Origin of the sequence: Chromobacterium vaccinii (assembly GCF_001855275.1) — a bacterium.
GTDB classification, from domain to species: domain Bacteria; phylum Pseudomonadota; class Gammaproteobacteria; order Burkholderiales; family Chromobacteriaceae; genus Chromobacterium; species Chromobacterium vaccinii.
In genome coordinates this window covers 4,476,188-4,498,679 of the sequence record NZ_CP017707.1, presented here as the reverse complement: position 1 = coordinate 4,498,679, position 22,492 = coordinate 4,476,188, and the positions used below count along the sequence as shown (strand labels likewise).

General features: G+C 65.8%; 18 protein-coding genes. 11 read left to right on the top strand and 7 right to left on the bottom strand.

Features of this window, described 5'->3' with window-relative positions:
• Positions 1-380: 380 nt before the first annotated feature.
• Genes BKX93_RS24925 through pta form a run of 3 tightly spaced genes read left to right on the top strand, consistent with a single transcriptional unit; the run spans position 381 to position 3,871 of the window.
• Positions 381-584, top strand: a complete 204-nt coding sequence (locus BKX93_RS24925) for a hypothetical protein (protein WP_145929359.1) — start codon at positions 381-383, stop codon at positions 582-584.
• On the top strand, positions 581-1,774 hold the full coding sequence (locus tag BKX93_RS20835; protein WP_046168468.1) for an acetate kinase: 1,194 nt from the start codon (positions 581-583) through the stop codon (positions 1,772-1,774). The genes BKX93_RS24925 and BKX93_RS20835 overlap by 4 nt, the downstream gene beginning before the upstream one ends.
• A gap of 15 nt (positions 1,775-1,789) precedes the next feature.
• The gene (gene pta, locus BKX93_RS20830) at positions 1,790-3,871 is read left to right on the top strand and encodes a phosphate acetyltransferase (protein ID WP_046168449.1); all 2,082 of its coding nucleotides are present in this window, start codon (positions 1,790-1,792) and stop codon (positions 3,869-3,871) included.
• Positions 3,872-3,988: 117 nt separating this feature from the next.
• Here the strand turns inward: pta and BKX93_RS24920 are convergent, their stop codons facing one another.
• Together BKX93_RS24920 and BKX93_RS20820 are read right to left on the bottom strand one after the other, a co-directional pair.
• Positions 3,989-4,753: a hypothetical protein gene (locus BKX93_RS24920; protein WP_145929358.1), complete on the bottom strand. Its 765-nt coding sequence runs from the start codon at positions 4,751-4,753 to the stop codon at positions 3,989-3,991.
• Between the two features lie 321 nt (positions 4,754-5,074).
• Positions 5,075-5,854, bottom strand: coding sequence for a Cof-type HAD-IIB family hydrolase (locus tag BKX93_RS20820; RefSeq protein ID WP_070981198.1), 780 nt, complete (start codon positions 5,852-5,854; stop codon positions 5,075-5,077).
• A 155-nt stretch (positions 5,855-6,009) separates the two neighbouring features.
• On the opposite strand from BKX93_RS20820, the gene BKX93_RS20815 reads away from it, so the two are divergent.
• The 3 genes from BKX93_RS20815 to BKX93_RS20805 all read left to right on the top strand — a co-directional run bounded on the left by BKX93_RS20815 (position 6,010) and on the right by BKX93_RS20805 (position 9,498).
• Entirely contained in the window at positions 6,010-6,792 is a 783-nt protein-coding gene (locus tag BKX93_RS20815; RefSeq protein ID WP_046168450.1) for a DeoR/GlpR family DNA-binding transcription regulator, read from the top strand.
• A 130-nt stretch (positions 6,793-6,922) separates the two neighbouring features.
• Complete coding sequence (locus BKX93_RS20810) at positions 6,923-8,434, top strand: methyl-accepting chemotaxis protein (protein ID WP_046157849.1); 1,512 nt, start codon at positions 6,923-6,925, stop codon at positions 8,432-8,434.
• Between the two features lie 191 nt (positions 8,435-8,625).
• Complete coding sequence (locus tag BKX93_RS20805) at positions 8,626-9,498, top strand: hypothetical protein (protein ID WP_046168452.1); 873 nt, start codon at positions 8,626-8,628, stop codon at positions 9,496-9,498.
• A gap of 20 nt (positions 9,499-9,518) precedes the next feature.
• Here the strand turns inward: BKX93_RS20805 and BKX93_RS20800 are convergent, their stop codons facing one another.
• From BKX93_RS20800 to BKX93_RS20790, 3 genes are read right to left on the bottom strand one after another with little or no spacing between them, the layout of a single operon-like run.
• Positions 9,519-10,187 carry a response regulator gene (locus BKX93_RS20800; RefSeq protein WP_244887201.1) on the bottom strand — a complete coding sequence of 223 codons (669 nt, stop codon included), beginning with the start codon at positions 10,185-10,187 and terminating at the stop codon, positions 9,519-9,521.
• Positions 10,154-11,281, bottom strand: coding sequence for a sensor histidine kinase (locus BKX93_RS20795; protein ID WP_070981196.1), 1,128 nt, complete (start codon positions 11,279-11,281; stop codon positions 10,154-10,156). Before BKX93_RS20795 ends, BKX93_RS20800 begins: the two co-directional genes overlap by 34 nt.
• Positions 11,278-12,552 (bottom strand): sensor histidine kinase, encoded by a 1,275-nt coding sequence (locus BKX93_RS20790; RefSeq protein ID WP_145929357.1) that lies wholly within the window; start codon positions 12,550-12,552, stop codon positions 11,278-11,280. Before BKX93_RS20790 ends, BKX93_RS20795 begins: the two co-directional genes overlap by 4 nt.
• 329 nt (positions 12,553-12,881) lie before the next feature.
• On the opposite strand from BKX93_RS20790, the gene BKX93_RS20785 reads away from it, so the two are divergent.
• Entirely contained in the window at positions 12,882-13,541 is a 660-nt protein-coding gene (locus BKX93_RS20785; RefSeq protein ID WP_145929356.1) for a hypothetical protein, read from the top strand.
• Positions 13,542-13,601: 60 nt separating this feature from the next.
• On the opposite strand, the gene BKX93_RS20780 is transcribed toward BKX93_RS20785, so the two are convergent.
• Together BKX93_RS20780 and BKX93_RS20775 are read right to left on the bottom strand one after the other, a co-directional pair.
• Positions 13,602-14,066, bottom strand: coding sequence for a carboxymuconolactone decarboxylase family protein (locus BKX93_RS20780; RefSeq protein ID WP_070981191.1), 465 nt, complete (start codon positions 14,064-14,066; stop codon positions 13,602-13,604).
• A 37-nt stretch (positions 14,067-14,103) separates the two neighbouring features.
• Positions 14,104-14,952: an isocitrate lyase/PEP mutase family protein gene (locus BKX93_RS20775; RefSeq protein WP_070981189.1), complete on the bottom strand. Its 849-nt coding sequence runs from the start codon at positions 14,950-14,952 to the stop codon at positions 14,104-14,106.
• A gap of 98 nt (positions 14,953-15,050) precedes the next feature.
• On the opposite strand from BKX93_RS20775, the gene pdxR reads away from it, so the two are divergent.
• The 4 genes from pdxR (at position 15,051) to hrpA (ending at position 22,457) form a co-directional block, all read left to right on the top strand.
• Positions 15,051-16,475: a MocR-like pyridoxine biosynthesis transcription factor PdxR gene (pdxR, locus tag BKX93_RS20770; RefSeq protein WP_070981187.1), complete on the top strand. Its 1,425-nt coding sequence runs from the start codon at positions 15,051-15,053 to the stop codon at positions 16,473-16,475.
• A 106-nt stretch (positions 16,476-16,581) separates the two neighbouring features.
• Positions 16,582-17,205, top strand: a complete 624-nt coding sequence (locus BKX93_RS20765) for a DUF1826 domain-containing protein (protein ID WP_046157857.1) — start codon at positions 16,582-16,584, stop codon at positions 17,203-17,205.
• A 29-nt stretch (positions 17,206-17,234) separates the two neighbouring features.
• On the top strand, positions 17,235-18,446 hold the full coding sequence (gene zigA / locus BKX93_RS20760) for a zinc metallochaperone GTPase ZigA (RefSeq protein ID WP_070981186.1): 1,212 nt from the start codon (positions 17,235-17,237) through the stop codon (positions 18,444-18,446).
• Between the two features lie 75 nt (positions 18,447-18,521).
• Positions 18,522-22,457 carry an ATP-dependent RNA helicase HrpA gene (gene hrpA, locus BKX93_RS20755; protein ID WP_070981184.1) on the top strand — a complete coding sequence of 1,312 codons (3,936 nt, stop codon included), beginning with the start codon at positions 18,522-18,524 and terminating at the stop codon, positions 22,455-22,457.
• Positions 22,458-22,492 lie beyond the last annotated feature (35 nt).

Below are 22,492 nucleotides of genomic sequence, written 5' to 3'. Positions count from 1 at the left end.
AGACCAGCCGAATCTCGCTCGGGACGAGTTTGCGGGACTATCAAAAACAATCAATCAAAACAAGGGGGAACCCTGTCTTACGAGGGCGGAATTATGCCCTCCCCCCTCCCCCGGGGCAAGCGTTAATTCTTTGTGACAATTCTGTTCAGACACGGACTTGTAGAGGGATATGCCCCCACCCCCTGCCAATGGCAAACAATCTGCATGGCGGTTAATTAAAATCAAAGACTTGCCAAGTTTAGTGCGCCGCAACATTAGAAGCCATTAATTTATAGTGATATACTAGGCTCGACTTTGTTGCCACATCGACTGTCTGATTTTCGCCTTGACCAGGCCGGACTGCTCATCGGCCCGGCTAAGGCCTTGATATGGCGAAGCGGATGATCGATACGCCCCGGGATGCCCGGGCGCAACAACAGGCTGGCCAAACCGCCCGCCATGCGCTACCACACGGTAAGGAAACCGGGCGCGCGGCCCTCTGGCCGCCGCCGGCGCTCCGGCAGCAAATTGGCTGCAAGCGCATCGCAGTGGATTATTTCACCGATTTCATCCTTTTTTTTCAAATTACATGTTCAAAGCTATGAATTCCAGCATCCTCGTCATCAATTGCGGCAGTTCCTCCCTGAAATTCGCGCTGATCGACAGCGCCAGCCACGAAGCGGTCATGACCGGCCTGGCCGAGAAGCTGGGCCTGGCCGACGCCTGCATCACCTTCAAGCACGACGGCGGCAAGCAGACCGCCCTGCTGTCGGCCCCGGATCACGCCGCGGCCATGCACGCCATCATCGAGAAGCTGCAGCAAGTGTCGCTGCTGGACAGCGTGAAGGCCATCGGCCACCGCGTGGTGCACGGCGGCGAGCACTTCAAGCAATCCGCGCTGCTGGACGACACCGCGATCAACGAGATCGAGCGCTGCATCAAGCTGGCCCCGCTGCACAACCCGGCGCACATCCTGGGCATCCGCACCGCGATCAAGGAATTCCCGAGCCTGCCGCAAGTGGCCGTGTTCGACACCTCCTTCCACCAGACCATGCCGGAAAAGGCCTACCTGTACGCGGTGCCGATGAAGCTGTACCGCGAGAACAGCCTGCGCCGCTACGGCATGCACGGCACCAGCTACCGCTTCGTGGCCGAAGAAGCCGCCAAGATGCTGGGCAAGCCGGCCGATGAAACCAGCCTGGTGATCGCCCACCTGGGCAACGGCGCGTCCATCGCCGCCATCCGCAACGGCAAGTGCGCCGACACCTCCATGGGCCTGACCCCGCTGGAAGGCCTGGTGATGGGCACCCGCTCCGGCGACATCGACCCCAGCGTGTTCGGCTACCTGGCCACCGAGCGCGGCATGGACATCACGTCCATCACCAATATGCTGAACAAGGAATCCGGCCTCTTGGGCCTGTCCGAGCTGTCCAACGACTGCCGCGAACTGGAAGAAGCCGCCGCCAAGGGCCATGAAGGCGCCAAGCGCGCGCTGGAAGTGTTCGCCTACCGCCTGGCCAAGTACGTGGCCTCGATGAGCGTGGGCGCGGGCCGCCTGGACGCCGTGGTGTTCACCGGCGGCATCGGCGAGAACTCCTCCTTCCTGCGCGCCGAAGTGATCAATCAGCTGGGCTTCCTGGGCCTGAAGCTGGACGCCGCCGCCAACGAAGCGTGCATCCGCGGCAACGCCGGCCGCATCACCGCCGCCGATTCCGTGCCGGCGCTGGTGATCAACACCAACGAAGAACTGATGATCGCCATGGACACCGCCAAACTGGCCGGTCTGGCCAAGTAAGAAAGGCAAGCGATCATGCAGACATTCTTTCTTGCCCCCACCGGCTTCAACGCCGGCCTGACCTCGGTCACGCTGGGCGCGATCCGCTCGCTGGAGCAGGCCGGCCTGCGCGTGGGCTTCGTCAAGCCCATCGCCCAGGACACCAAGGACGGCGAAGCCGAGCGCTCCACCCACTTCGCCCAGGCCATCTGCCGCCTGAACCCGCCGCAGCCGATCAGCATGGACCGCGTCGAGCACCTGTTGTCGCAAGGCCAGGTTGACCAACTGATGGAAGAGGTGGTGAGCCTGTTCCAGCAAGCCTCGCAAAACGTGGACGTGGTGATCGTGGAGGGCCTGGTGCCCGACCAGAAGCAGGTGTTCTCCACCTTCCTCAACACCAAGATCGCCCGCAACCTGCAGGCGCAGACCATCCTGGTGAGTTCTGTCAAGGCGCTGAACGCGACGGAAATCGCAGAACAGCTGGAAATGAACATCCAGGCCTTCGGCGCGCAAACCGTGTCCGGCTACATCCTCAACCACGTGCTGCCCGGCGCCGACCGCGCCGAGCTGGCGCGCGAAGTGCAGGAGTCCGGCAACCTGAAGAAAGCCGGCCTGCCGCTGCTGGGCGTGATCCCGTACCAGCAGGAACTGCTGGCGCCGCGCACCCAGGATGTGGCCCGCTATCTGAACGCCAATGTGGTGCACGCCGGACAGCAGGCCAACCGCCGCGTGCGCAACATGGTGGTGGCCGCCCGCACCGCGCCGAACATCGTCAACCTGCTGAAGCCGGGCGCGCTGATCATCACCCCGGGCGAACGCGAAGACGTGGTGATGGCCACCTCGATGGCCGCGATGAACGGCGTGCCGCTGGCCGGCCTGCTGCTGACCTGCGACTCCGAGCCCGATCCGCGCATCCAGCAGCTGTGCCAGCAAGCGTTCACCGGCGGCCTGCCGGTGCTGGCGACCTCGCTGAACTCGATGGAAACCGCCAGCGCGCTGAACGCGATGAGCCACCAGGTGCCGTCCGACGACCTGGAGCGGATGGAAAAGGTGATCGAGCACGTCGCCGAATTCCTCGACGTGTCCACGCTGAAGCAAAGCGTCGGCGAGCCGCGCGAAATCCGTCTGCCGCCGCCGGCCTTCCGCTTCCAGCTGATGGAAAAGGCGCGCAAGGCCAACAAGCGCATCGTGCTGCCGGAAGGCAACGAGCCGCGCACCATCCAGGCCGCCGCCATCTGCCAGGAAAAGGGCATCGCCCGCTGCGTGCTCTTGGGCAACCGCGCCGAGATCCTGCAAGTGGCCGAAACCCAGGGCGTGACGCTGCCGGAATCGGTCGAGATCCTGGATCCGAACGAAATCCGCGGCCAGTACGTGGGACCGATGGTCGAACTGCGCAAGGGCAAGGGCCTGAATGAGCCGATGGCGCTGGCGCAGCTGGAAGACACCGTGGTGCTGGGCACCATGATGCTGGCGATGAACGAAGTGGACGGCCTGGTTTCCGGCGCCGTGCACACCACCGCCAACACCATCCGTCCCGCGCTGCAGCTGATCAAGACCGCGCCGGGCTCCAGCATCGTGTCGTCCGTCTTCTTCATGCTGATGCCGGAACAGGTGTATGTGTACGGCGACTGCGCGGTGAATCCGGACCCAACCGCGGAACAGCTGGCCGACATCGCCATCCAGTCCGCCGACTCGGCCGTGGCCTTCGGCATCACCCCGCGCGTGGCGATGATCTCCTACTCCACCGGCTCGTCCGGCAGCGGCAGCGACGTGGAGAAGGTGCGCGAAGCCACCCGCATCGCGCAAGAGAAGCGCCCGGACCTGCTGATCGACGGCCCGATGCAGTACGACGCCGCCTCGGTGGAGTCGGTCGGCCGCCAGAAAGCCCCGGACAGCCAGGTCGCCGGTCGCGCCACCGTGTTCGTGTTCCCGGACCTGAACACCGGCAACACCACCTACAAGGCGGTGCAACGCTCCGCCAACGTGGTGTCGGTGGGCCCGATGCTGCAAGGCCTGCGCAAGCCGGTCAACGACCTGTCGCGCGGCGCGCTGGTGGACGACATCGTCTACACCATCGCCCTGACCGCGCTGCAGGCGGAGCAGACGCCGGCGAATTGATCTAAAACTTGATCACGCAAAAAAATGCCGCGTACCTTTACAGGTGCGCGGCATTTTTTGAATCAAGACAATAACCGTCAGCAAAACAATCCTTCAGCAAACCATAAAACGACAAGATCACATTGCATCAAACGCATTCTTGAATTTGCCATTCAACATAAGCTCAGTCGATCTGAATCCAACAATTTCGTTATCATGCTGCTTGATGAATGTCGACACATCGCCATACTCGCCATCATCAACAAGCTCCGCATATTCAGCATAAAAAACCGAATTATTCTTGCTCAGCAAAATCATTGACAAAAGGTAATTATCCTTTCCACCATAGCTGCCACCTAAGTACTTCAAGCCAACTTTTCCGCTGTTTACCAAGAAATCATTCCATGAAAAAATCTTGGCATAACTAATAGCCCTACAATCAAGAGACCTTTGATCCAGACTTAAAAGCTCTCTATCAATTATACTTTTCCCACCCCAGTCAGGATTGCACAAATTAGGAACCGATGCCAACCAGGTTCTGTTTTTAAAGCCTCCCAAAGGCATTCTCAAAATCAATAATTTCCTTGGCCGACTCTCCCCAATTATATCAGCCGAAACCAGCATCACTCGCCCATGAGGCACTGATTCAGATTTACTATCTTTGGATAAATCATTCAGAACGGGAATGTCTGCAGATGCCGCAACCAACACCCAATCACCAGCGGGCAAAGGTATATTCATACTGCCAACAGACATTGCTTCAGAAAAGCGAGAACCAACAGGGAAAGATGACTTGAATTTCTCCACTCGTTGCGATGGAGATTCAAAAAAACCAAACTTGACTTCAGCAGCTATCGAAGACAAAGAAAATAGGCTTAGAAAAATGATTACGATACCATTCATGATTCAATCCTCAATATAGAGCAATTTATACATGAAGAAATTCTCGTACCATTCAAGCACACACTACCAACCTTAAGGATCACCATCAATAAATAGCAAATCAGATGACCCATAACATTGAGCACTGCCAGCAGCGCCACTCAAAAGTTCAACATAGCCCATCATCATCAAATAGTCATCCAAGACACATCGTCCGGATCACCCCCTATTCTTCCACATTCAACTTTTAGACATTTTAATTAGTATTTTCATTGAGTAATTTCCAAATCCGTTAACAAACCCAAGATACCACCCTAATTGATATAAAGGAGTCACACGTCTCTATTCCAATAGGGCTCTCAATTGCCGCGCCACCCCGGCCTGGTCGTGGTCGCCTATCACCGGCGCGTCCGGCAGGCGGCGCTTCAACTCCGGATGCGCGTTGGCCATCACGTGCGGCAGGCCCGCCAGCGCCAGCATTTCCGCGTCGTTGAGGTTGTCGCCGAAGGCCGCGCAGTCTTCCGCCGCGATGTTCAGGTGATCAAGCAGGCGGCGCAGCGCGCTGCCCTTGTGCACGCCGGGCGCCATCACTTCCAGGTAGCAGACATGGGAGTAAGTCATGGACACTTCGTCGCCCAGCGCGCGGGCGATGTCGGCCTCCACCTCCTTCAGTTGCGCCGGCGCGCCGCAGAAAATCACCTTGGACACGTCGTCGGCCTTGAAACCCGCCAGGTCCTCGATTTCCGTCACCTCGCCGGTGTAATGGCTGAACTCGCGCTTGCTGTGGTAGGCCATGATGCAGTCGTCGCGGTAGACGCCCAGCTCGGTTTCCCGGATCAGCTCCGGCCGCAGCAGCCTGGCCAGCAACTCCGGCGACAGCCGGCTTTGATGCAGCAGCACGCCGTCCGCCAGGTGGATGCGCGCGCCGTTGGCGCTGATCACCGGCACCGGCGGCAGATCCCGCGGCCACAGTTTCCGCACCTGGCGCTCGTGCCGGCCGGTGGCGACGGCCAGGGCAATGCCGCGCTCCGCCGCCGCCTGCAAAGCGGCGCGCGTCTCGTCGGCCAGCCTAGAATCCTTGTCCAGCAGGGTGCCGTCCAGATCGGAAACAATCAGTCGCATATCGTAATCTCCGTGTTCGCATCGCTGAATTGTGCACGATCACGCAAAATCAGGCAAATAATTGTGCACGATCCCGCGTAAATCCTGCCATTTCTTTGACTGAGCCTGCACGATCGTGCAACACTCCCGTCATTCCGTTTGACTTCAACCCCGCCATGTCCAAAGAACGCGCAAGCGCCAACCAGCCCTCCGGCCGCCATCAATACATCCGCGAACAGCTGCGGCTGCACGGCCGGGTTTCCGCCGGCGAGCTGGCGGCGGTGCTGGGGGTGTCCGAAGACTCGATACGCCGCGACCTGCGCGAACTGGCGGCCGACGGCGCCTGCCAGCGCGTGTACGGCGGCGCCATCGCGCTGACGCCCAACCGCCACGGCTTCCTGCAACGCCGCCACGAAAACACCGAACGCAAGGCCAGGCTGGCCTCCGCCGCAGTGCGGCTGCTCAAACCCGGCCAGTTCGTGTTTCTGGACGGCGGCACCACCAATCTGGAAATCGCCCGCGCGCTGCCGGAGCAGCTGCCGCTGACCGTAGCCACCAATTCCATTCCCATCGCCGCCGCGCTGTTTGGCCAAAAACAGCTGTCGGTGCTGGTGCTGGGCGGCAGCCTCAATCATCAGAGCGGCGACGCGCTGGGCACCACCGCCACCCGGATGCTGGACACGATGCGGCCGGACATCTGCTTTCTCGGCACCTGCTCGGTGGACGGCGAGCTGGGCGTGGGCACGGTGATGGCCGACGAAGCGGCGTTCAAGCGCCATCTGGTGGAGCAATGCGGCCACACCGTGCTCGCCGTCACCAATGAAAAGCTGGACACCGCCTCTCCCTTCATCGTCGCCCCGCTGTCCGACATCGGCACGCTGATCATCGAGCCCGACGCCGACCCGATCCGCCGCGCCCATCTGGAAGCGGGCGGCGCGCCTTTGCTGATCGCGGACTGATCTTCCACCCTTTCGGCATATTGCCTCCAATCAAACATTTGTTTTAAAGTTCTGCACGGCGCGTATCCTCGATAAAACCATTACAAATCAGCGCGCTTTTGCAAACGGAACATCCTTTGGAGGGGAATCCATGTCGATACAGGCCATCACCGAATGGTTCATCCCGGACGACGTCCGGCAGATTCCGGAACAGGCGATACGCGCGCGCACCGTGGTGGGCGTCGGCTTGCTGGCCGGCCTGATGGCGCCGCTGTTCGCCGTCGAATACCTGATGCTGGGCCACTATCCGATGGCCGAAGGCATCGCGCTAGGCGGGCTGGGGCTGCTGTGCGGCCCGCTGCTGCTACGCCTCAGCGGCGCGGTGCGCGTCACCGCCGAATTCATCACCAGCTGCATGTACGCGATGGTGTGCTGGATGGTGTTCGTCAATGGCGGCATCCTCTCCACCAGTCTGATGTGGTTCGCTGCCATCCCCTTCACCGCGGTGTTCATCGCCACCCGCCGCTCTGGCATGTTCTGGCTGGCGATGTCGCTTGCCGCCGTAGGGACCATCATGTGGCTGTCCGGCATCGACGCCCTGCCCAAGAGCCCGCTGCCGCATGAGGAGCTGCCCAAGCTGCAGGCCAAGTCGCTGGCCGGCCTGTCGCTGGTGGTGCTGGTGCTGGCGCTGGCCTTCGACAAGGCCAAGAGCAAGAGCTTCGAGAAGCTGGAAACCGCGCGCGCCGAAGCCGAACTAGCCGGCGAGGCGCTGGCGCGGATGATGGAGCAGATCGGCCATTCGATACGCGACGCCTCCGGCGCCAGCCGCCAGATCGCCGACAGCACCGGCAGCATGGCGCGCACCATGGCCGAGCAGCGCGAACGCTCCGAAGACATGGTGGTGGTCGCCCAGCAGATGGCGGTGGTCACCAGCCAGAACGCCGAACAATCAACCACCGCCACGCTGCTGGCGCAAAACTCCGGCGAAGCCGCGCGCGAGGGCGGCAAGGCGATGAACCAGGCGGTGGACCAGTTGGGCCGCGCCGGCGAAGTGATAGGCCACGCCTCGGATCGGCTGGAGGAGCTGGGCCAGCGCAGCGCCGAAGTCAGCGGCATCGTGCAACTGATCCGCGACATCGCCGACCAGACCAATCTGCTGGCGCTGAACGCCGCGATCGAAGCGGCGCGCGCCGGCGAAACCGGCCGCGGCTTCGCGGTGGTGGCCGATGAGGTGAGAAAACTGGCCGAACGCACCCAGAACGCCACCAAGGACATCGAAAGCAAGATCCGGGTGATCGTCGACGGCACCAATGAGGCGCTGGTGGCGATGCGCGACGGCAACCAGCAGATGCAGGCGGGCCGCGGACACGCCAAGGAAGCCCAACTCAAGCTGTCCGGCATCATAGACGGCGCCGGCGAGCTGGCCGGCCTGCTGCAGCAGGTGTCCCAGGCCGAGGCAAGCCAGAACCAGGGCTTCTCGCAGTTCGCCGGCGACATCGTCGCCGTCGGCGAGTCCAGCCGCAGCCTGTCCGGCGAAACCCACAACATCGCCGAAGCGGTGCGCCGGCTGGACGAGCAGATGGACAAGCTGCATCAGGCGATGAGCCGGCAGGAGACGTCGCCTGCCACTTCCGCCACACGCCGCGAAACCTACCTGAATTGACGTTTTAGCCCTACGTCCCGCCCCCAGGCGGCGGGACGTCTCTATTCGAAGCTGCCGGCTCCAAGCCAAGCAATGGTTCGGCGGCCCGCCAGGATTGACACCGAGCCCCACCATCCCTAGCCTGCAACGCCTCTCAGCCAAACCCGCAGCCAAACGCCCGCATGCCCTCGCCATCACATCGCAAACCCGCCATGGCCTCGCAAGACCGCCTGTTGCCGCTGTCAAACCGGTTTTTGCAAATGGCATCCGGAGATTTGGCCGGCCAGGCCAATCTGAAGCGGCTGCGCGCCATTCACCAGATCATCGGCGCGCTGACCGCGCTATTCGGTCTGCTGATGCTGGCCATGCCCGTGTTTGCCGACATACAAAACAAGCCTGTAGCCGGCATTCTGCTTTGCCTTTTCCTAGCAGCCCTGGGGCTGGGCGGATCCTACGCCGTCCTCCGGAACTGGCGACATCCTCCCCATCATGAACTCAGCCTGAGCGACGAAGCCCTGCATTACAAAACCCCGTCTTCCTGGCTGCTGGATGGGCCGCGACAGGAAAGAACCATTGCCTGGCGCGACATCGTCCCCGCCGCCGATGGCCAGCCTGACGTGCGGACCGAATTCACTACCAGCCAAGGGGTCACCCGGGATCTGGTTTTCTGGCACCGCGATGCCCAAGGCACGGTCCGGATGCAGCGCATCCCGCTGCGAAGATTTTCCCGCGGGACCTTTGTCAACGGCGACGAGCTCAAGCTCGCGCTGCTGGTGCGCCTGGCGTCACGGCCCGATCTGCGGTTTGCCCCATCGGTCTTCATCGGCATGCGAATCGACCCGGCGAGCTGGCGCCCGATGAGCAAGCCCTTGCTCGCGCAAGCTCTGGGCGGACTGGCATCGATGGCGATCCTCCTCGCCACCGTGTGGAATCTGGATGTCGGCGCCGGCGCATCCAGCCTGCTGCCCATCTTGGCTGCGATGCTGTGCTGCGCCATCGCCGGTACGCTGCTCTGGCACTGCCTGTTTCCGCAATGGCGTCATCCCATCCGATTTCAGCCTATAGAAACCGAAGCCCGCGACTGACTCGGGCCGAAGCCGCCGGCTCAGATATAGCCCAGCTCCAGCCCGCGCAGCACCGCGCGCACCCGGTCGCGGACACCGAGCTTGGACAGGATGCTGGAGACGTGATTCTTGATCGTGCCTTCGCTCGGCCCCAACGCGTCGGCGATTTCGCGGTTGTTGAAGCCGCCAGCCATCAGCGCCAGCACTTCCACCTCGCGGCCGGTCAGCCGCTCCAGCAGGTCCAGCTTCGGGAAGTCGCCGCCGCCGCGCACGCCGGCCAGCACCCGCTCGGTCAGGCCCGGGCGGAACAGCGTCTCCCCAGCCTCGGCCCGCCTCACTGCGTCGGCCAGCCGCTCCAGCGAGATGTCCTTCAATAGAAATCCCCTAGCGCCGGCGCGCATGCCGGCCAGCAGGGCCTCGTCGTCGTCGAAGGTGGTCAACAGTATGGTGGGCGGCGCGCCGCCGCGGTCATTCAGCGCCCTCAGCAGCTCGATGCCCGACATGCCGGGCATCCTCACATCCAGCAACAACACATCGGGCCGAAAAACAGCCAGCCGTTCCAGCGCCTCGGCGCCGTCGGCGGCCTCCAGCGCCACCTGGATGTCGCCGGTCAGTTCCAGCAGACCGCGCACGCCGCTGCGCACCAAGGCCTGATCGTCCACTACGCCGACGCGGATCACGCTTCGGCTTCCCGAAACACCTTCGTCCATCCCTCGTCCTTTCCATCCAATCGGCCCAGGCTCAGCGCCGCGCCGCCGTCGTCCGTGCCGGACAGGCTCAGCCTGCCCGGGCGATCGCCCAGCATGTCCAATCCCTCCCTCGCCGCCGCGAACACCCGCCAGGCCAACTCGTCCGATACCGCCAATGGCGCGATGTCGGCTTCTATCCGCCGCCCCTCGCACAGGCGGCGCAACGCGGCCTGCAAGGGCGCGGCCCGTCCGCTGCGCTCCGCGCCGACCATGGACCTCACCTCGGCCAGCAGTTGCCGCGCCGCCTGCCGCGCCTCCCGCAGCGGAGGCTCGGCCTTGCCTGCGCCGCGCCTCAGCATCAGCTCCAGTTGCAGATTCAGAGCGGAAAGATGATGGCCCATGCCGTCGTGCAGCTCGCGCGCCACTCGCAAGCGTTCGCAATTGCCCGCGGCGCCGGCCAGCAATTGCCGCGCGGCCAGCAGGCTGGCATGGATGGCCTCCAGCCGCTCCCTCCGCCGGCGCTCGGTCGCGCCCAGGCAGCCCACGCCGAATGTCAGCAGCTGAAAACCGCCGCCCAGCGCCGCATCCAGCCATAACTGTCCCCGCTGCCGCTCCAACGGCGGGGTCTGGACCTCGGAGCCGCTGACATTGCAGACCAGCTCGTTCCCATCCAGACGCTGCGCCTGCCAGGCGCAAGCCAGCGCCATCAAAGCCAGCTGCGCGCCCAGCGCCGTCCAGGCGGCCCGCCAGGACAGCAACAGCGCCAGTTCGGCCGCCGTCAGGTACAGCAGCTTGTCGTCGACCAGCAGCGCCAGCGCGACCTGGCCCGCCACCAAGACGGCCCTCGCCGCCGGCCGCGGCGTTTTCCCGCCCGCGGCGGCGCAGCGCCACAGCATCCAGCCGAACCCCGCGAAGCCCACCCCGTAGGCCGCCTGCGCCAGCCACAACTTCTCGGCAGGCCCCAGCAGCAGCAGCAAGCGCTGATGCAGATGGGACAAGCCCCCCTGGCCCAGCCATGCCAGCGGCAGCGCTTGCCGCAGCCACAGCGCCAGGCAGGACAGCAGCGCGACCGCGCGAAACAGTGCCAGCGGCGATGGCGACGCGCCCCGCCTCATCGCTCGCCTCCCGCCAGCGGTAGCCAGACGCGCAGGCAGCAGCCGCCCGCCTGCGGCGACAGGATGTCCAGCGTGCCGCCCCTTCCCTCCACCCGCTCGCGCATGCCGGCCAGGCCATGGCCGATCGGTTCCGCCACCGCCGCGCCCAGCCCGCGGCCGTTGTCGCTGACCGTGACCGCCACGCCGCCGCGCGCCGGCTCCAGCCTCACTGTGGCCCTCGCGGCGCCGGAATGCCGCAAGGCATTGCTCAAGGCCTCCTGCACGCAGCGGAAAACCGCATGGGCCAGCGCCGGCTCGTCCAGGATCAGCCCGTCGGCGATGTCCAGCCTGACTGCCGGCGACGGAATGCCGCGGCACAGCGTGGCCAGCGCGCCTGGCAAATCGAACGGGACGGCTGCTTCCGGCCTGCCGGCGGCGCGCAGCTCCTCCCCCAGCAGCCTCGCCGCTTCGCAGGCGGCGTCGATGTCGCCGTCCGCCGCGTCTCCCGGCTGCGCCCGAACCAGGCGCAACTGCAGCTGCAAACCCGCCAGCTGATCCGCCGCCAGCAACCTCAGGCCATCGGCGATCCGGGCGCGCTCGGCGCCACGCACCGCCTCAGTCAACAGCAACTGGGTAGCCTGCAGTTCGGCATTGGCGGCTTCCTGCCGCCGGCTGCCGCGCCGCGCCTCGGCCCAGCCGTAGCCGACGCAAAAAGCGAAGGCCTGGAACACCAGCCCTTGCAGCCAATCCAGCGCCGCCATGACCCAGAACGGCGGCGGCAAGGCGCCTGGCAGATTGCAGGCCGGGTGGCCGTCGCCCACCCGCGCCAGGTAAGGCAGCAAGGCCGCGTCGATCAGCGCCGCCTGCAGCAAGGAGCCCGCCGCCGCCGCGCGCCACGGCCACAGGAAAGCCAGCTCCGCCGCCACCAGGTAGCCAAGGCCAGGCTCGGTCAACGCCTCCAGCGCCGCGGCGATCAGCATCTGCGCCGCCAGCCATGGCCATAAACGCGCCGGCGGCCCCTGGTCGCGCAAGCAGCGCCAAAGAGACAGCATGAACAGCGCGATCAGGCCGGCGAACACCAGCAGCGCCGCATCCGGCAAGGCCAGCCAGCCGGAAAGGACCCGCGCCAGCCGCGCCGGCCACAGCCAGGCGTCGGCCTGGGCGTTCAACAGCGGCGCAGGCGCTTGCGCGAGGTCGATCGCGCCGGCCGCCATCATCAGCAGGCAGGCCAGCAACAGGGCGCGGCGAAACAGGCCGGGACGGCCCACGGCGGCGTTGAGCAAAGCGGACATTGGATCGACATTCCGGCGCATGAGAGGGATCAGCGCGGCCAGGGCCGCGCAGCAGCCGACAGCGTAGCACAAGGCCGACGCCATGCCGCCGGCATCCGCCCCCCATTTCCCACTCCGTACGCGCCAGCGAGCGCACCGCCCATCTCAACCCATCCAGCATGCAGGCCTCCCGTCTCGATCCGGCCAAGCATGCCGCCGCGCCGATCGGCCCGACAGTGCCGTTAGTCATGTCCGCGGCCTCTATCTTCCGGCACATGCGCGCCCCGCCCCGGCCCGCCGACAATGCGGCATCCGGCCCCACGGCCGCCCATCCGACAAAGGACGACAAAATGAAACGGCATTCCGCCCTGGCCGCCTTGGCGCTGCTGTCGCTGCACCTTCCCGCCGCCCGCGCCGCGGACAGCTTCGGCTACGGCAAGATAGGCACCGGCGCCGAGCTGGGCGTCGGCTACGCGCTGAACGACGATCTGGACCTGCGCGTCGGCATCGCCGACACCTTCCGCTACCAGCAAGACAAGAGCCTGGACGGCTCGTCCTACCAGCTGAAATCCCGGGCCAACCCCGGGCTGGCCGCCAGCCTGGACTGGCGCCCGGCGCGCGGCAGCGGCTTCCGCCTGACTGGCGGGCTGCTGCTGTCCGGCAAGCCGCGGGACGACCTGGCGTTCTCGGCCAACGGCGCGGGCAATTACCCCCTCAACGGCAACGTCTACGCCGCATCGGCCATCGGTTCGCTGAACGGCAAGGTGGAATACCGGCAATTGGGCGCGTACCTAGGCGCGGGCTGGGATTTCACGCTGCCGGCGGCGCCCCGCTGGCGCGTCACCGCCGATCTGGGGGCGCAACTGCGCTTCGGCGGCAAAGCCACGCTGAATCCGGCCGGCGGCATCGCCGCGTCGGACCTGGCCGCGGCGCAGCAGAAGCTGGACCACGACCTGGGCGGCACCCGCTTCCATCTCAACGCGGGCGTGGGCCTGAGCTACGCGTTCTGACGCGGAAAAGGCCTGCGCCGCCGATAGCACAGGCCTCTTTAAACTCCGGACAGACGGGCTTCAGAGCGCGTACTGGCCCGGCTGATACCCTCCCGCCTGCGTGCTGCAGCCGATGGAAACGCGGTTCCAGCCATTGATCGCGACGATGGCCCAGGTCAGATCGACGGCTTCCTTGTCGTCGAAATGCCGCGCCAGTTCGGTCCGCAGCGCTTCTTCCGGATGCCCTGCGGCCACCAGCGTCAGCGCCTCGGCCCAGGCCAGCGCGGCGCGCTCGCGCTCGGTGTAGCACGACGCCTCGCGCCAGGCCGACAGCAGGTACAAGCGCTGCTCGGTTTCGCCGGCGGCGCGCGCGTCCTTGGTATGCATGTCGATGCAGAAGGCGCAGCCGTTCAGCTGCGACACGCGGGTCTTCACCAGCTCAAGCAAGGCGTGATCAAGGCCGCAGCCGCGGATGTAGCGCTCCAGCCCTGCCTGGGCCTGATAGCCTTGCGGCGCGAGGGTCGGGTAATCGATGAAACGGGACATATTCAATGCTCCTATAAGATTCTTGAAAGGATTCGGGTCAGCCGCGCGGCGCGAACAGCGCCTGGACGTCTGAATAGGAAATCAGAGCGCCCAAGGCCGACAGGTCGCCCACGTCCCGCAGCGCCGTCGCAGTCCGGCCCAAGGCCTGCATCGCCACCAGCGCCGGACCGATGGCGGTGCTGACGCGCGCCACGCCCAGCGCGGAAAGCTCGGCCAGGCCCGGCAAACCGGGCATCGCGGCGGCATTGACCGGCGCCGGCACGGCGTCGCACAGCTGCGCCAGCAGCGCGGGATCGGACAGGCCCATGGGGAAGACGCCGTCGGCGCCGCTGTCCAGATACAGCCGCGCCCGCGCCAGCGTCTCGTCGAAACGGGCTTCGGCCGGGCCTTCGCCATGCAGGAACAGGTCAGTGCGGGCATTGATGAAGATGGGCACCTCCAGCGCGTCCGCGGCGGCGCGGGCGGCCTGCAGGCGTTCGCGCATCTCGTCCGCGCCGCGCAGCGAGAAGCGGCCAGCGGCGTCGTAACGGCCGTCCTCCAGATTGACGCCCGCCGCGCCGGCGCGGATCGCCCCGGCGACGGTGTCCGCCACTCCGGCCGGCGCATCGCCGTAGCCGTCTTCCAGATCCACGCTCAACGGCGCCTTCAGCACCCTGGCGATGCGGGAGACGGCGGCCAGCAGCTCCTCCCGCGGCAGCTCGCCGCCGTCGCGGTAGCCAAGCGACCACGCTACCGCGGCGCTGCTGGTGGCCAGTGCGGGGAAGCCGGCCTGCTCGAACACCCGGGCGCTCAAGGCGTCCCAGACATTGGGCAACAACAGCGGCGTTGAGCCCTGATGCAGGCGGCGGAAGGTCTGGGCGCGGTATACGGCGTCGGCATGGTTCATCGGCATTCCTTGTCGGTTGGCGGTCATTTGGCTACCCGGCAAGATACCGGCGGGATGGTACAATGCTGAGAGCCAAAAATCGTCAAAACGAGTAGGCCATGATTTCCGACGCCCTCCAGTTCGAATTGCTGCGCGGCCACGCGTCGCCGCTGCATCGCCAGCTCTATCTGCGCATCCGCGAAGCCATCCTGGCCGGCCAGCTGCCGCCGGGCGCCCGCCTGCCGGCCATGCGGGTGCTGGCCGCCGACCTCGGCATCTCGCGCGGTACCGTCGACCAGGCCTACGGCCAATTGCTGGCGGAAGGCTTTCTGCTCAGCCGCGCCGCCGCCGGCACCGTGGTCCATCCCCAACTGGAGGCCCGACGCCCCGATCCATCGCCCCCCTCGGCAACCGGTCCGAAGCCAGTCCTGGCCGACTCGCCCGAGCCCGCCCCGCCGCGCCCCTTCCAGCTCGGGCTGCCCGCGCTGGACGCCTTCCCGCGCAAGCTGTGGGCGCGGCTTGCCGGCCGCCGCGCCAGGGCCTTGTCGCTGGCGGGGCTGAATTATCCCGACCCCGCGGGCTATCCGCCGCTGCGCGAGGCCATCGTCCGCCACCTGGCCCTGTTTCGCGGCATCCAGTGCTCCGCAGATCAGATATTCATCACCAGCGGCTTCCAGGCCGCGCTGGGGCTGGCGGTCCGCACCCTGCTGCGCCCCGGCGACCCGGTCTGGATGGAGGACCCCGGCTACTTCCGCGCCAGCGGCGCGCTGCGGCTGGCCGGCGCCAGGCTTGCGCCTGCGCCGGTGGATAGCGATGGATTACAAGTGGACGAGGCGATCCGCCGCGAACCCGACGCGCGGATGGCCTACTGCACGCCCTCCCACCATTCGCCGCTGGGCGTGGCCCTGTCGCTGCCGCGCCGGCTCGAGCTGCTGGACTGGGCCGCGCGGCGGCAAGCCTGGATCGTCGAAGACGACTACGACGGCGAATTCCGCTACGACGGCCCGCCGCTGCCCGCCTTGAGAAGCCTGGACCATTCCGGCCGGGTGCTCTACATCGGCAGCTTCAGCAAGACCCTGTTTCCCGGTCTGCGCCTGGGCTATCTGGTGACGCCCGCCAGCGAGGCGGCGCGCTTCGCCGAGGCCTGCAATCTGCTCTCCCCCGCGCCATCCATCCTTGATCAGGCCACAGCGGCCGATTTTCTCAGCCAGGGGCACTTCGCCCGCCACATCAAGCGGATGCGCGCGCTCTACGCCCAGCGCCGCGCCGCGCTGGCCGCCGCCCTGCAAGCCGAATGCGGCGCGCGGCTGCGGCTGGACGGCCAGGCGGTCGGCCTGCAACTGACCGCCTGGCTGCCCGACGGCGAAGACGACCGCGCGGCGGCGGCGCGCCTGAGCGCCAGCGGATTGGCGGGCCAGCCGCTGTCCGCCTTCAGCCTGGAATGCGGCCATCCTCCGGCTCTGCTGCTGGGCTTCGCCAATGTGCCGGCCGAGCAGGCGCCCGCGCTGGCGCGGCGGCTCACGGAGGCGCTGGACGCGCGCTAGGGATGCCTATTCGGCTCAATTATTGATGCAGAAAATGTTATGTTATAACTTTCTTTATATTCAATGCAATGATATAACATCTCAAAATTCCCACGACCTGACCGAGATGACCATCGCCGCCAACCGATACGCAAGCGCTCGTCTTTCCGACAATCTGGCCGATCTCGCCGCCATCTTCGACCCCAACGTCGAACTCTGCCTGTACCGTCGTCCGCCGATAGCCGACATCGCTGGCTATCTGTGCCGCGCCGGACGCGACGGCTTGCCAGGCCTGGGCTGGCGGCGCGTGCTGACGCCCGGCGAGGCCGTCGACGCGCCGCTGGCCGACCTGCCCGGCCGCGAAGCGCTCTACGCCGATATCGCCTGGCTGTGTGATCTGTACGCCACGCTGACCGGTTGCGACCGCGTCGGCGCGCGGCTGGAAGTGCTGAGCGGCGCGATGTGCCCGCGCTTTCACGTCGACCGGATCGGCTTGCGCCTGCTGTGCTGCTATCAGGGCCCCGGCACCGAGTGGCTGCCCGACGCCGCCGCCGACCGCGCCCGCTTGGGCGTCGACACGCAGTCAGGCCTAGTGCGCGACGCCGCCGCCATCGGCCGGGCGCTGCCGTTTTCGGTGCTGCTGTTGAAAGGCGCCGGATGGCCTGGAGCCAACGGCGGCGCCATCCATCGCTCGCCGGCCCCTGCGCCGGGCGAGCCCCGGGTGCTGCTGGCGCTGGACGCCGTGTGCTAGCCCCCTCCCCGCAAACAAGGAGTCAAAACATGAACATGCTGCCTGTAACGGTGCTGTCCGGCTTTCTCGGCGCCGGCAAGACCACGCTGCTGAACCACATTCTGGCCAACCGCGAAGGCAAGCGGGTGGCGGTGATCGTCAACGACATGTCCGAAGTCAATATCGACGCCCGCCTGGTGCGCGAAGGCGGCGCCCAGTTGTCGCGCGCCGAGGAAAAGCTGGTGGAGATGAGCAATGGCTGCATCTGCTGCACGCTGCGCGAGGATTTGCTGCTGGAAATCCGCCGCCTGGCGGCGGAAGGCCGCTTCGACTACCTGCTGATCGAATCCACCGGCATCTCCGAGCCGCTGCCGGTGGCGGAAACCTTCACTTTCCGCGACGACGATGGCCGCAGCCTGGCCGATCTGGCGCGGCTGGACACCATGGTGACGGTGGTGGATGCCTGCAATTTCCTGCGCGACTACGCCTCGCGCGACAGCCTCACCGACCGCCAGGCCAGCCTGGGCGAGGAAGACGAGCGCACCGTGGTGGATCTGCTGATCGAACAAGTGGAGTTCTGCGACGTCATCGTGCTGAACAAGACCGACCTGATCCGCGCCGAAGCGCTGGCCGAGCTGGAGGGCATCCTGCGCTCGCTGAACCCGCGCGCCGACATCGTGCGCAGCGAGTTCGGCCGCGTGCCGCTGGACAGGGTGCTAAACACCGGCCGCTTCGACTTCGACGCCGCGGCCGAGGCGCCGGGCTGGCTGGCCGAACTGCGCGGCGAGCATGTGCCGGAAACCGAGGCCTACGGCATAAGCAGCTTCGTCTACCGCGCGCGCCGTCCCTTCCATCCGCAGCGGCTGTGGCAATGGATGCGGCAGGAATGGCCCGGCGTGGTGCGCTCCAAAGGCTATTTCTGGCTGGCCAGCCGGCCGCAGTTCGCCGCCTTGTGGTCGCAGGCTGGCGCGGTGGCCCGCCATTCCTGCGCCGGCTTGTGGTGGGCGGCGCTGGAGCGCGCGGAATGGCCCCAGGACGAAGACAGCCTGGCGCTGATCCGCTCGCGCTGGGCCGAACCGTTCGGCGACCGCCAGCAGGAGCTGGTGCTGATCGGCATGGACATGGACCGGCAGGCGCTGACGGCCGGCTTCGACGCCTGTCTGCTGAACGATGCCGAATTGGCCGGCGGCATGGCCGCCTGGGACACGCTGGATGATCCGTTCCCGCGCTGGGAAATCCGCGAGGAAGAGGCCGAGGCCTGATGCCAAGCGCGGGCGGCTCGCCGCCGCCCGCTCTGCTATAATCGGCGCTTTCCGCAATTCTCCGTTCTTTAGCCGATGACTCCTGCCGCCCGCCTCTCCGACCTGAAATCCGCCCTGTCCTGCTGCCTGATCCGCGACCGCCACCTGCTACGCCGCAAGCTCGCCGACGCCGGCGACCGGCTGAAGAAGAATCAGCTCGCCGACAAGCTGCTGGCGGACATCGCCGGCCAGGTGGAGCGTTCGCGCAGCCGCGCCGACGCGCGCCGCGCGCACCTGCCCAAGCCCCAGTTCGACGACGCGCTGCCGGTCAACCAGAAGCTGCCCGACATCAAGAGCGCGATCGACAAGAACCAGGTGGTGATCATCTGCGGCGAGACCGGCTCCGGCAAAACCACGCAGATCCCCAAGATCTGCCTGGAGCTGGGCCGCGGCGTGTTCGGCCTGATCGGCCACACCCAGCCTCGCCGGCTGGCCGCGCGCTCGGTGGCGACGCGGATCGCGCAAGAGCTGGGTTCGCAGCTGGGCGAGCATGTCGGCTTCAAGGTGCGCTTCACCGACAAACTGTCTGAAAAATCGGTGATCAAGCTGATGACCGACGGCATCATGCTAGCGGAGACGCAAACCGACCGCTACCTGGAAGCGTACGACACCATCATCATCGACGAGGCGCACGAGCGCAGCCTGAACATCGACTTCCTGCTGGGCTATCTGAAGCAGCTGCTGCCGCGCCGCCCGGACCTGAAGATCATCATCACCTCCGCCACCATCGACGCCGACCGCTTCTCCAGGCATTTCGATGGCGCGCCGGTGATCGAGGTGTCCGGCCGCACCTATCCGGTGGAAGTGCGCTACCGGCCGCTGAAGCAGCGCGACGAAGACGAGCGCGAGATGGAGATGGAGGACGCCATCGTCGACGCGGCGGACGAGCTGTCGCGCCAGGGGCCCGGCGACATGCTGGTGTTCCTGCCCGGCGAGCGCGAAATCCGCGAGACCGCGGAAAAGCTGCGCAAGTCCGGCATCCGCGGCTACGAGATCCTGCCGCTGTTCGCCCGGCTGTCCAACGAGGACCAGCAGAAGATCTTCAAACCGTCCGGCGGACGCCGCATCGTGCTGGCCACCAACGTGGCGGAAACCTCGCTGACGGTGCCCGGCATCAAATACGTGATCGACACCGGCCTGGCGCGCATCAACCGCTACAGCCCGCGCGCCAAGGTGGAGCAATTGCAGGTGGAGAAGGTGTCGCAGGCGGCCGCCCGCCAGCGCGCCGGCCGTTGCGGCCGCGTCGAGTCCGGCATTTGCGTGCGCCTGTACGCCGAGGACGACTTCAACGCCCGCCCGGCCTTCACCGACCCGGAAATCGTCCGCTCCAACCTGGCGGCGGTGATCCTGCGCATGGCGGCGCTGCGGCTGGGCAAGGTGGACGAGTTCCCCTTCCTGGAAGCGCCGTCCAGCCGCCTGGTGGCCGACGGCTACCAGGTGTTGACCGAACTGGGCGCAGTCAATGAGCTGGGCGAGCTCACCCCGGTGGGCAAGGAGCTGGCGCGCATCCCGGTGGACCCGAAAGTGGGCCGCCTGCTGCTCGCCGGCCGCGACTTCCACTGCGCGCGCGAAGTGCTGATCATCGCCGCCGCGCTGTCGATACAGGACCCGCGCGAGCGGCCGTTCGAAGCCCGCGACGCCGCCGAAAAGGCCCAGGCGCGCTTCAATGACGAAAAGTCGGACTTCCTGTCCTTCCTGCACCTATGGGATTTCTTCGCCGACGCGCTGAAGAACAAGAAGACCAACCGCCAGCTGGTCAACGCCTGCCACGACCACTTTCTGTCGTATATGCGCATGCGCGAGTGGCGCGAGCTGCACGCGCAGCTGGCCGAGATCGCCAGCGAACTGGGCTTGATCACCCGCGACGAGGCCCACGCCGACGCCGAGCAGCCTGACGCGCAGATGTCGGCCAAGAAACGCCAGCAACTGGACGCCGTGGCCTATGAGAACCTGCACAAGGCGCTGGTGACCGGCCTGATCGGCAATATCGGCATGAAAAACCAGGAAGGCGACGACTACCAGGGCGCGCGCGGCGTCGCCTTCCACGTCTTCCCCGGCTCCGGCCTGAAGAAGGCCAAGCCCAAGTGGCTGGTGGCGGCCGAATTGGTGGAGACCACCCGCCTCTACGCCCGCTGCGTGGCCAAGATCGAGCCGGAATGGGTGGAAAAGCTGGCGCCGCATCTGGTGAAGTACCACTACTTCGAACCGCATTGGGAAAAGAACCGCGGCGAAGTGGTGGCCAGCGAGCGCGTCACGCTGTACAGCCTGACGCTGATCCCGCGCCGAGCCGTCAGCTACGGCCGCATCGCGCCGGAAGAAGCGCGCGAGCTGTTCATCCGCGGCGCGCTGGTGAATATGGAATACGTCAGCAACGCGCCCTTCTTCCAACGCAACCAGCAGCTGATCCGCGAGGTGGAGCAACTGGAGCACAAGGCGCGCCGCCAGGACGTGCTGGTGGACGAGGAAGCGCTGTACGCCTTCTACAGCGAACGCATCCCGGCCGAGGTAGTGGACGCCGCCAGCTTCGAAGCCTGGCGCAAGGAAGCGGAAAGAGCCGAGCCCAAGCTCCTGCACCTGACCCGCGAAGAGCTGATGCGCCACGCCGCCCAGCACGTGACCGAAAACCAGTTCCCGGAGTGGCTGGAGCTGGAGGACGGCAAGCTGAAGCTGCGCTACCGCTTCGAGCCGAAACACCCGCTGGACGGCGTCACCATCGACGTGCCGCTGGCCATCCTGAACCGCCTGACGCCGGGGCCCTTCGAATGGCTGGTGCCGGGCATGCTGCGCGACAAGCTGCAGCAGCTGATCAAGGGCCTGCCCAAGCAGATCCGCCGCTGCTGCGTGCCGGTGCCGGATTTCATCACCCGCTTCCTGCTGACCAATCCGGACCTGCAACAACCGATCGCGCCGCAATTGGCGCGCTTCATCCTGCGCGAGACCGGCGGCGTCAAGGTGGACATCGACGAGTTCAACAAGCAGGAACTGCCGGAGCACATGCTGTTCAACTTCCGCGTGATCGACGACGGCAAGCAGGAGATCGGCATGGGCCGCGACCTGGCCGCGCTGCAAAAGCAGTTCGGCCAGGCGGCGCAGCTGACCTTCCGCGACACCAGCGCCGAATTCGAGCGCGACGACGTCAAGACCTGGGACTTCGGCGAACTGCCGGAAAGCATACAGTTCGCCCGCGGCCGCCAGCAGCTGACCGGCTACCCGGCGCTGACGCTGGAGGAAGACCGCGTCGCCATCCGCCTGTTCGACACCCAGGCCGTGGCGGAAAGACATCACCGCCAGGGCGTGGTGAAGCTGCTGCAGCTGCAATTGAAAGAGCAGATGAAGCAGCTCGGCAAAGGCCTGCCGGGCATGACGCAAATCGGCCTGCAGCTGCGCGCGGTCGCCAACGCCGACGACCTGCTCGCCGACGCCATCGCCGCCATCTGCGACCGCGCCTTCATCGGCGAGGACGCGCTGCCGCGCAATGAAAAGGCCTTCAACGACCAGAAGAACCGCGCCCGCACCCGTTTGCCGGCGGTGATCCAGGCGGTGGCGCAGTACCTGCAGCAGATCGCCGCCGAGTATGTTCCGCTAAGCAATAAAATGCAGAAGCATAAGCTGGGCCATGAGCTAAAACAGCAAATGGACAAGCTGGTCTACAAGGGCTTCCTGGCCGCCACGCCTTGGAGCCAGCTGCCCCACCTGCCGCGCTACATGAAGGCGATGAGCATGCGGATGGACAAGCAGCCGGCCAATCCGCAGCGCGACGGCCAGCGCGGCGCGGAAATCCGCGAGCTGTGGCAGCAGTGGGAACAACGCGTGGCGGAGCAACAGGAGCAGGGCGAGGCGGCGCCGGCGGTGCTGGACTTCCGCTGGATGCTGGAGGAATTGCGCGTCAGCCTGTTCGCCCAGGAGTTGAAAACCCCGTACCCGGTTTCGGTCAAGCGGCTGCAAAAAGTCTGGAACGAGTTGCCGCGATAGCGAGATTGAGTACAGCTTGCAATGACATTGAATTA

Coding starts and splice junctions, on each gene's coding strand:
- BKX93_RS24925 (WP_145929359.1), top strand. CDS start 381: ATGATCGATACGCCCCGGGATGCCCGGGCGCAACAACAGGCTGGCCAA.
- BKX93_RS20835 (WP_046168468.1), top strand. CDS start 581: ATGAATTCCAGCATCCTCGTCATCAATTGCGGCAGTTCCTCCCTGAAA.
- pta (WP_046168449.1), top strand. CDS start 1,790: ATGCAGACATTCTTTCTTGCCCCCACCGGCTTCAACGCCGGCCTGACC.
- BKX93_RS24920 (WP_145929358.1), bottom strand. CDS start 4,753: ATGAATGGTATCGTAATCATTTTTCTAAGCCTATTTTCTTTGTCTTCG.
- BKX93_RS20820 (WP_070981198.1), bottom strand. CDS start 5,854: ATGCGACTGATTGTTTCCGATCTGGACGGCACCCTGCTGGACAAGGAT.
- BKX93_RS20815 (WP_046168450.1), top strand. CDS start 6,010: ATGTCCAAAGAACGCGCAAGCGCCAACCAGCCCTCCGGCCGCCATCAA.
- BKX93_RS20810 (WP_046157849.1), top strand. CDS start 6,923: ATGTCGATACAGGCCATCACCGAATGGTTCATCCCGGACGACGTCCGG.
- BKX93_RS20805 (WP_046168452.1), top strand. CDS start 8,626: ATGGCCTCGCAAGACCGCCTGTTGCCGCTGTCAAACCGGTTTTTGCAA.
- BKX93_RS20800 (WP_244887201.1), bottom strand. CDS start 10,187: ATGGACGAAGGTGTTTCGGGAAGCCGAAGCGTGATCCGCGTCGGCGTA.
- BKX93_RS20795 (WP_070981196.1), bottom strand. CDS start 11,281: ATGAGGCGGGGCGCGTCGCCATCGCCGCTGGCACTGTTTCGCGCGGTC.
- BKX93_RS20790 (WP_145929357.1), bottom strand. CDS start 12,552: ATGTCCGCTTTGCTCAACGCCGCCGTGGGCCGTCCCGGCCTGTTTCGC.
- BKX93_RS20785 (WP_145929356.1), top strand. CDS start 12,882: ATGAAACGGCATTCCGCCCTGGCCGCCTTGGCGCTGCTGTCGCTGCAC.
- BKX93_RS20780 (WP_070981191.1), bottom strand. CDS start 14,066: ATGTCCCGTTTCATCGATTACCCGACCCTCGCGCCGCAAGGCTATCAG.
- BKX93_RS20775 (WP_070981189.1), bottom strand. CDS start 14,952: ATGAACCATGCCGACGCCGTATACCGCGCCCAGACCTTCCGCCGCCTG.
- pdxR (WP_070981187.1), top strand. CDS start 15,051: ATGATTTCCGACGCCCTCCAGTTCGAATTGCTGCGCGGCCACGCGTCG.
- BKX93_RS20765 (WP_046157857.1), top strand. CDS start 16,582: ATGACCATCGCCGCCAACCGATACGCAAGCGCTCGTCTTTCCGACAAT.
- zigA (WP_070981186.1), top strand. CDS start 17,235: ATGAACATGCTGCCTGTAACGGTGCTGTCCGGCTTTCTCGGCGCCGGC.
- hrpA (WP_070981184.1), top strand. CDS start 18,522: ATGACTCCTGCCGCCCGCCTCTCCGACCTGAAATCCGCCCTGTCCTGC.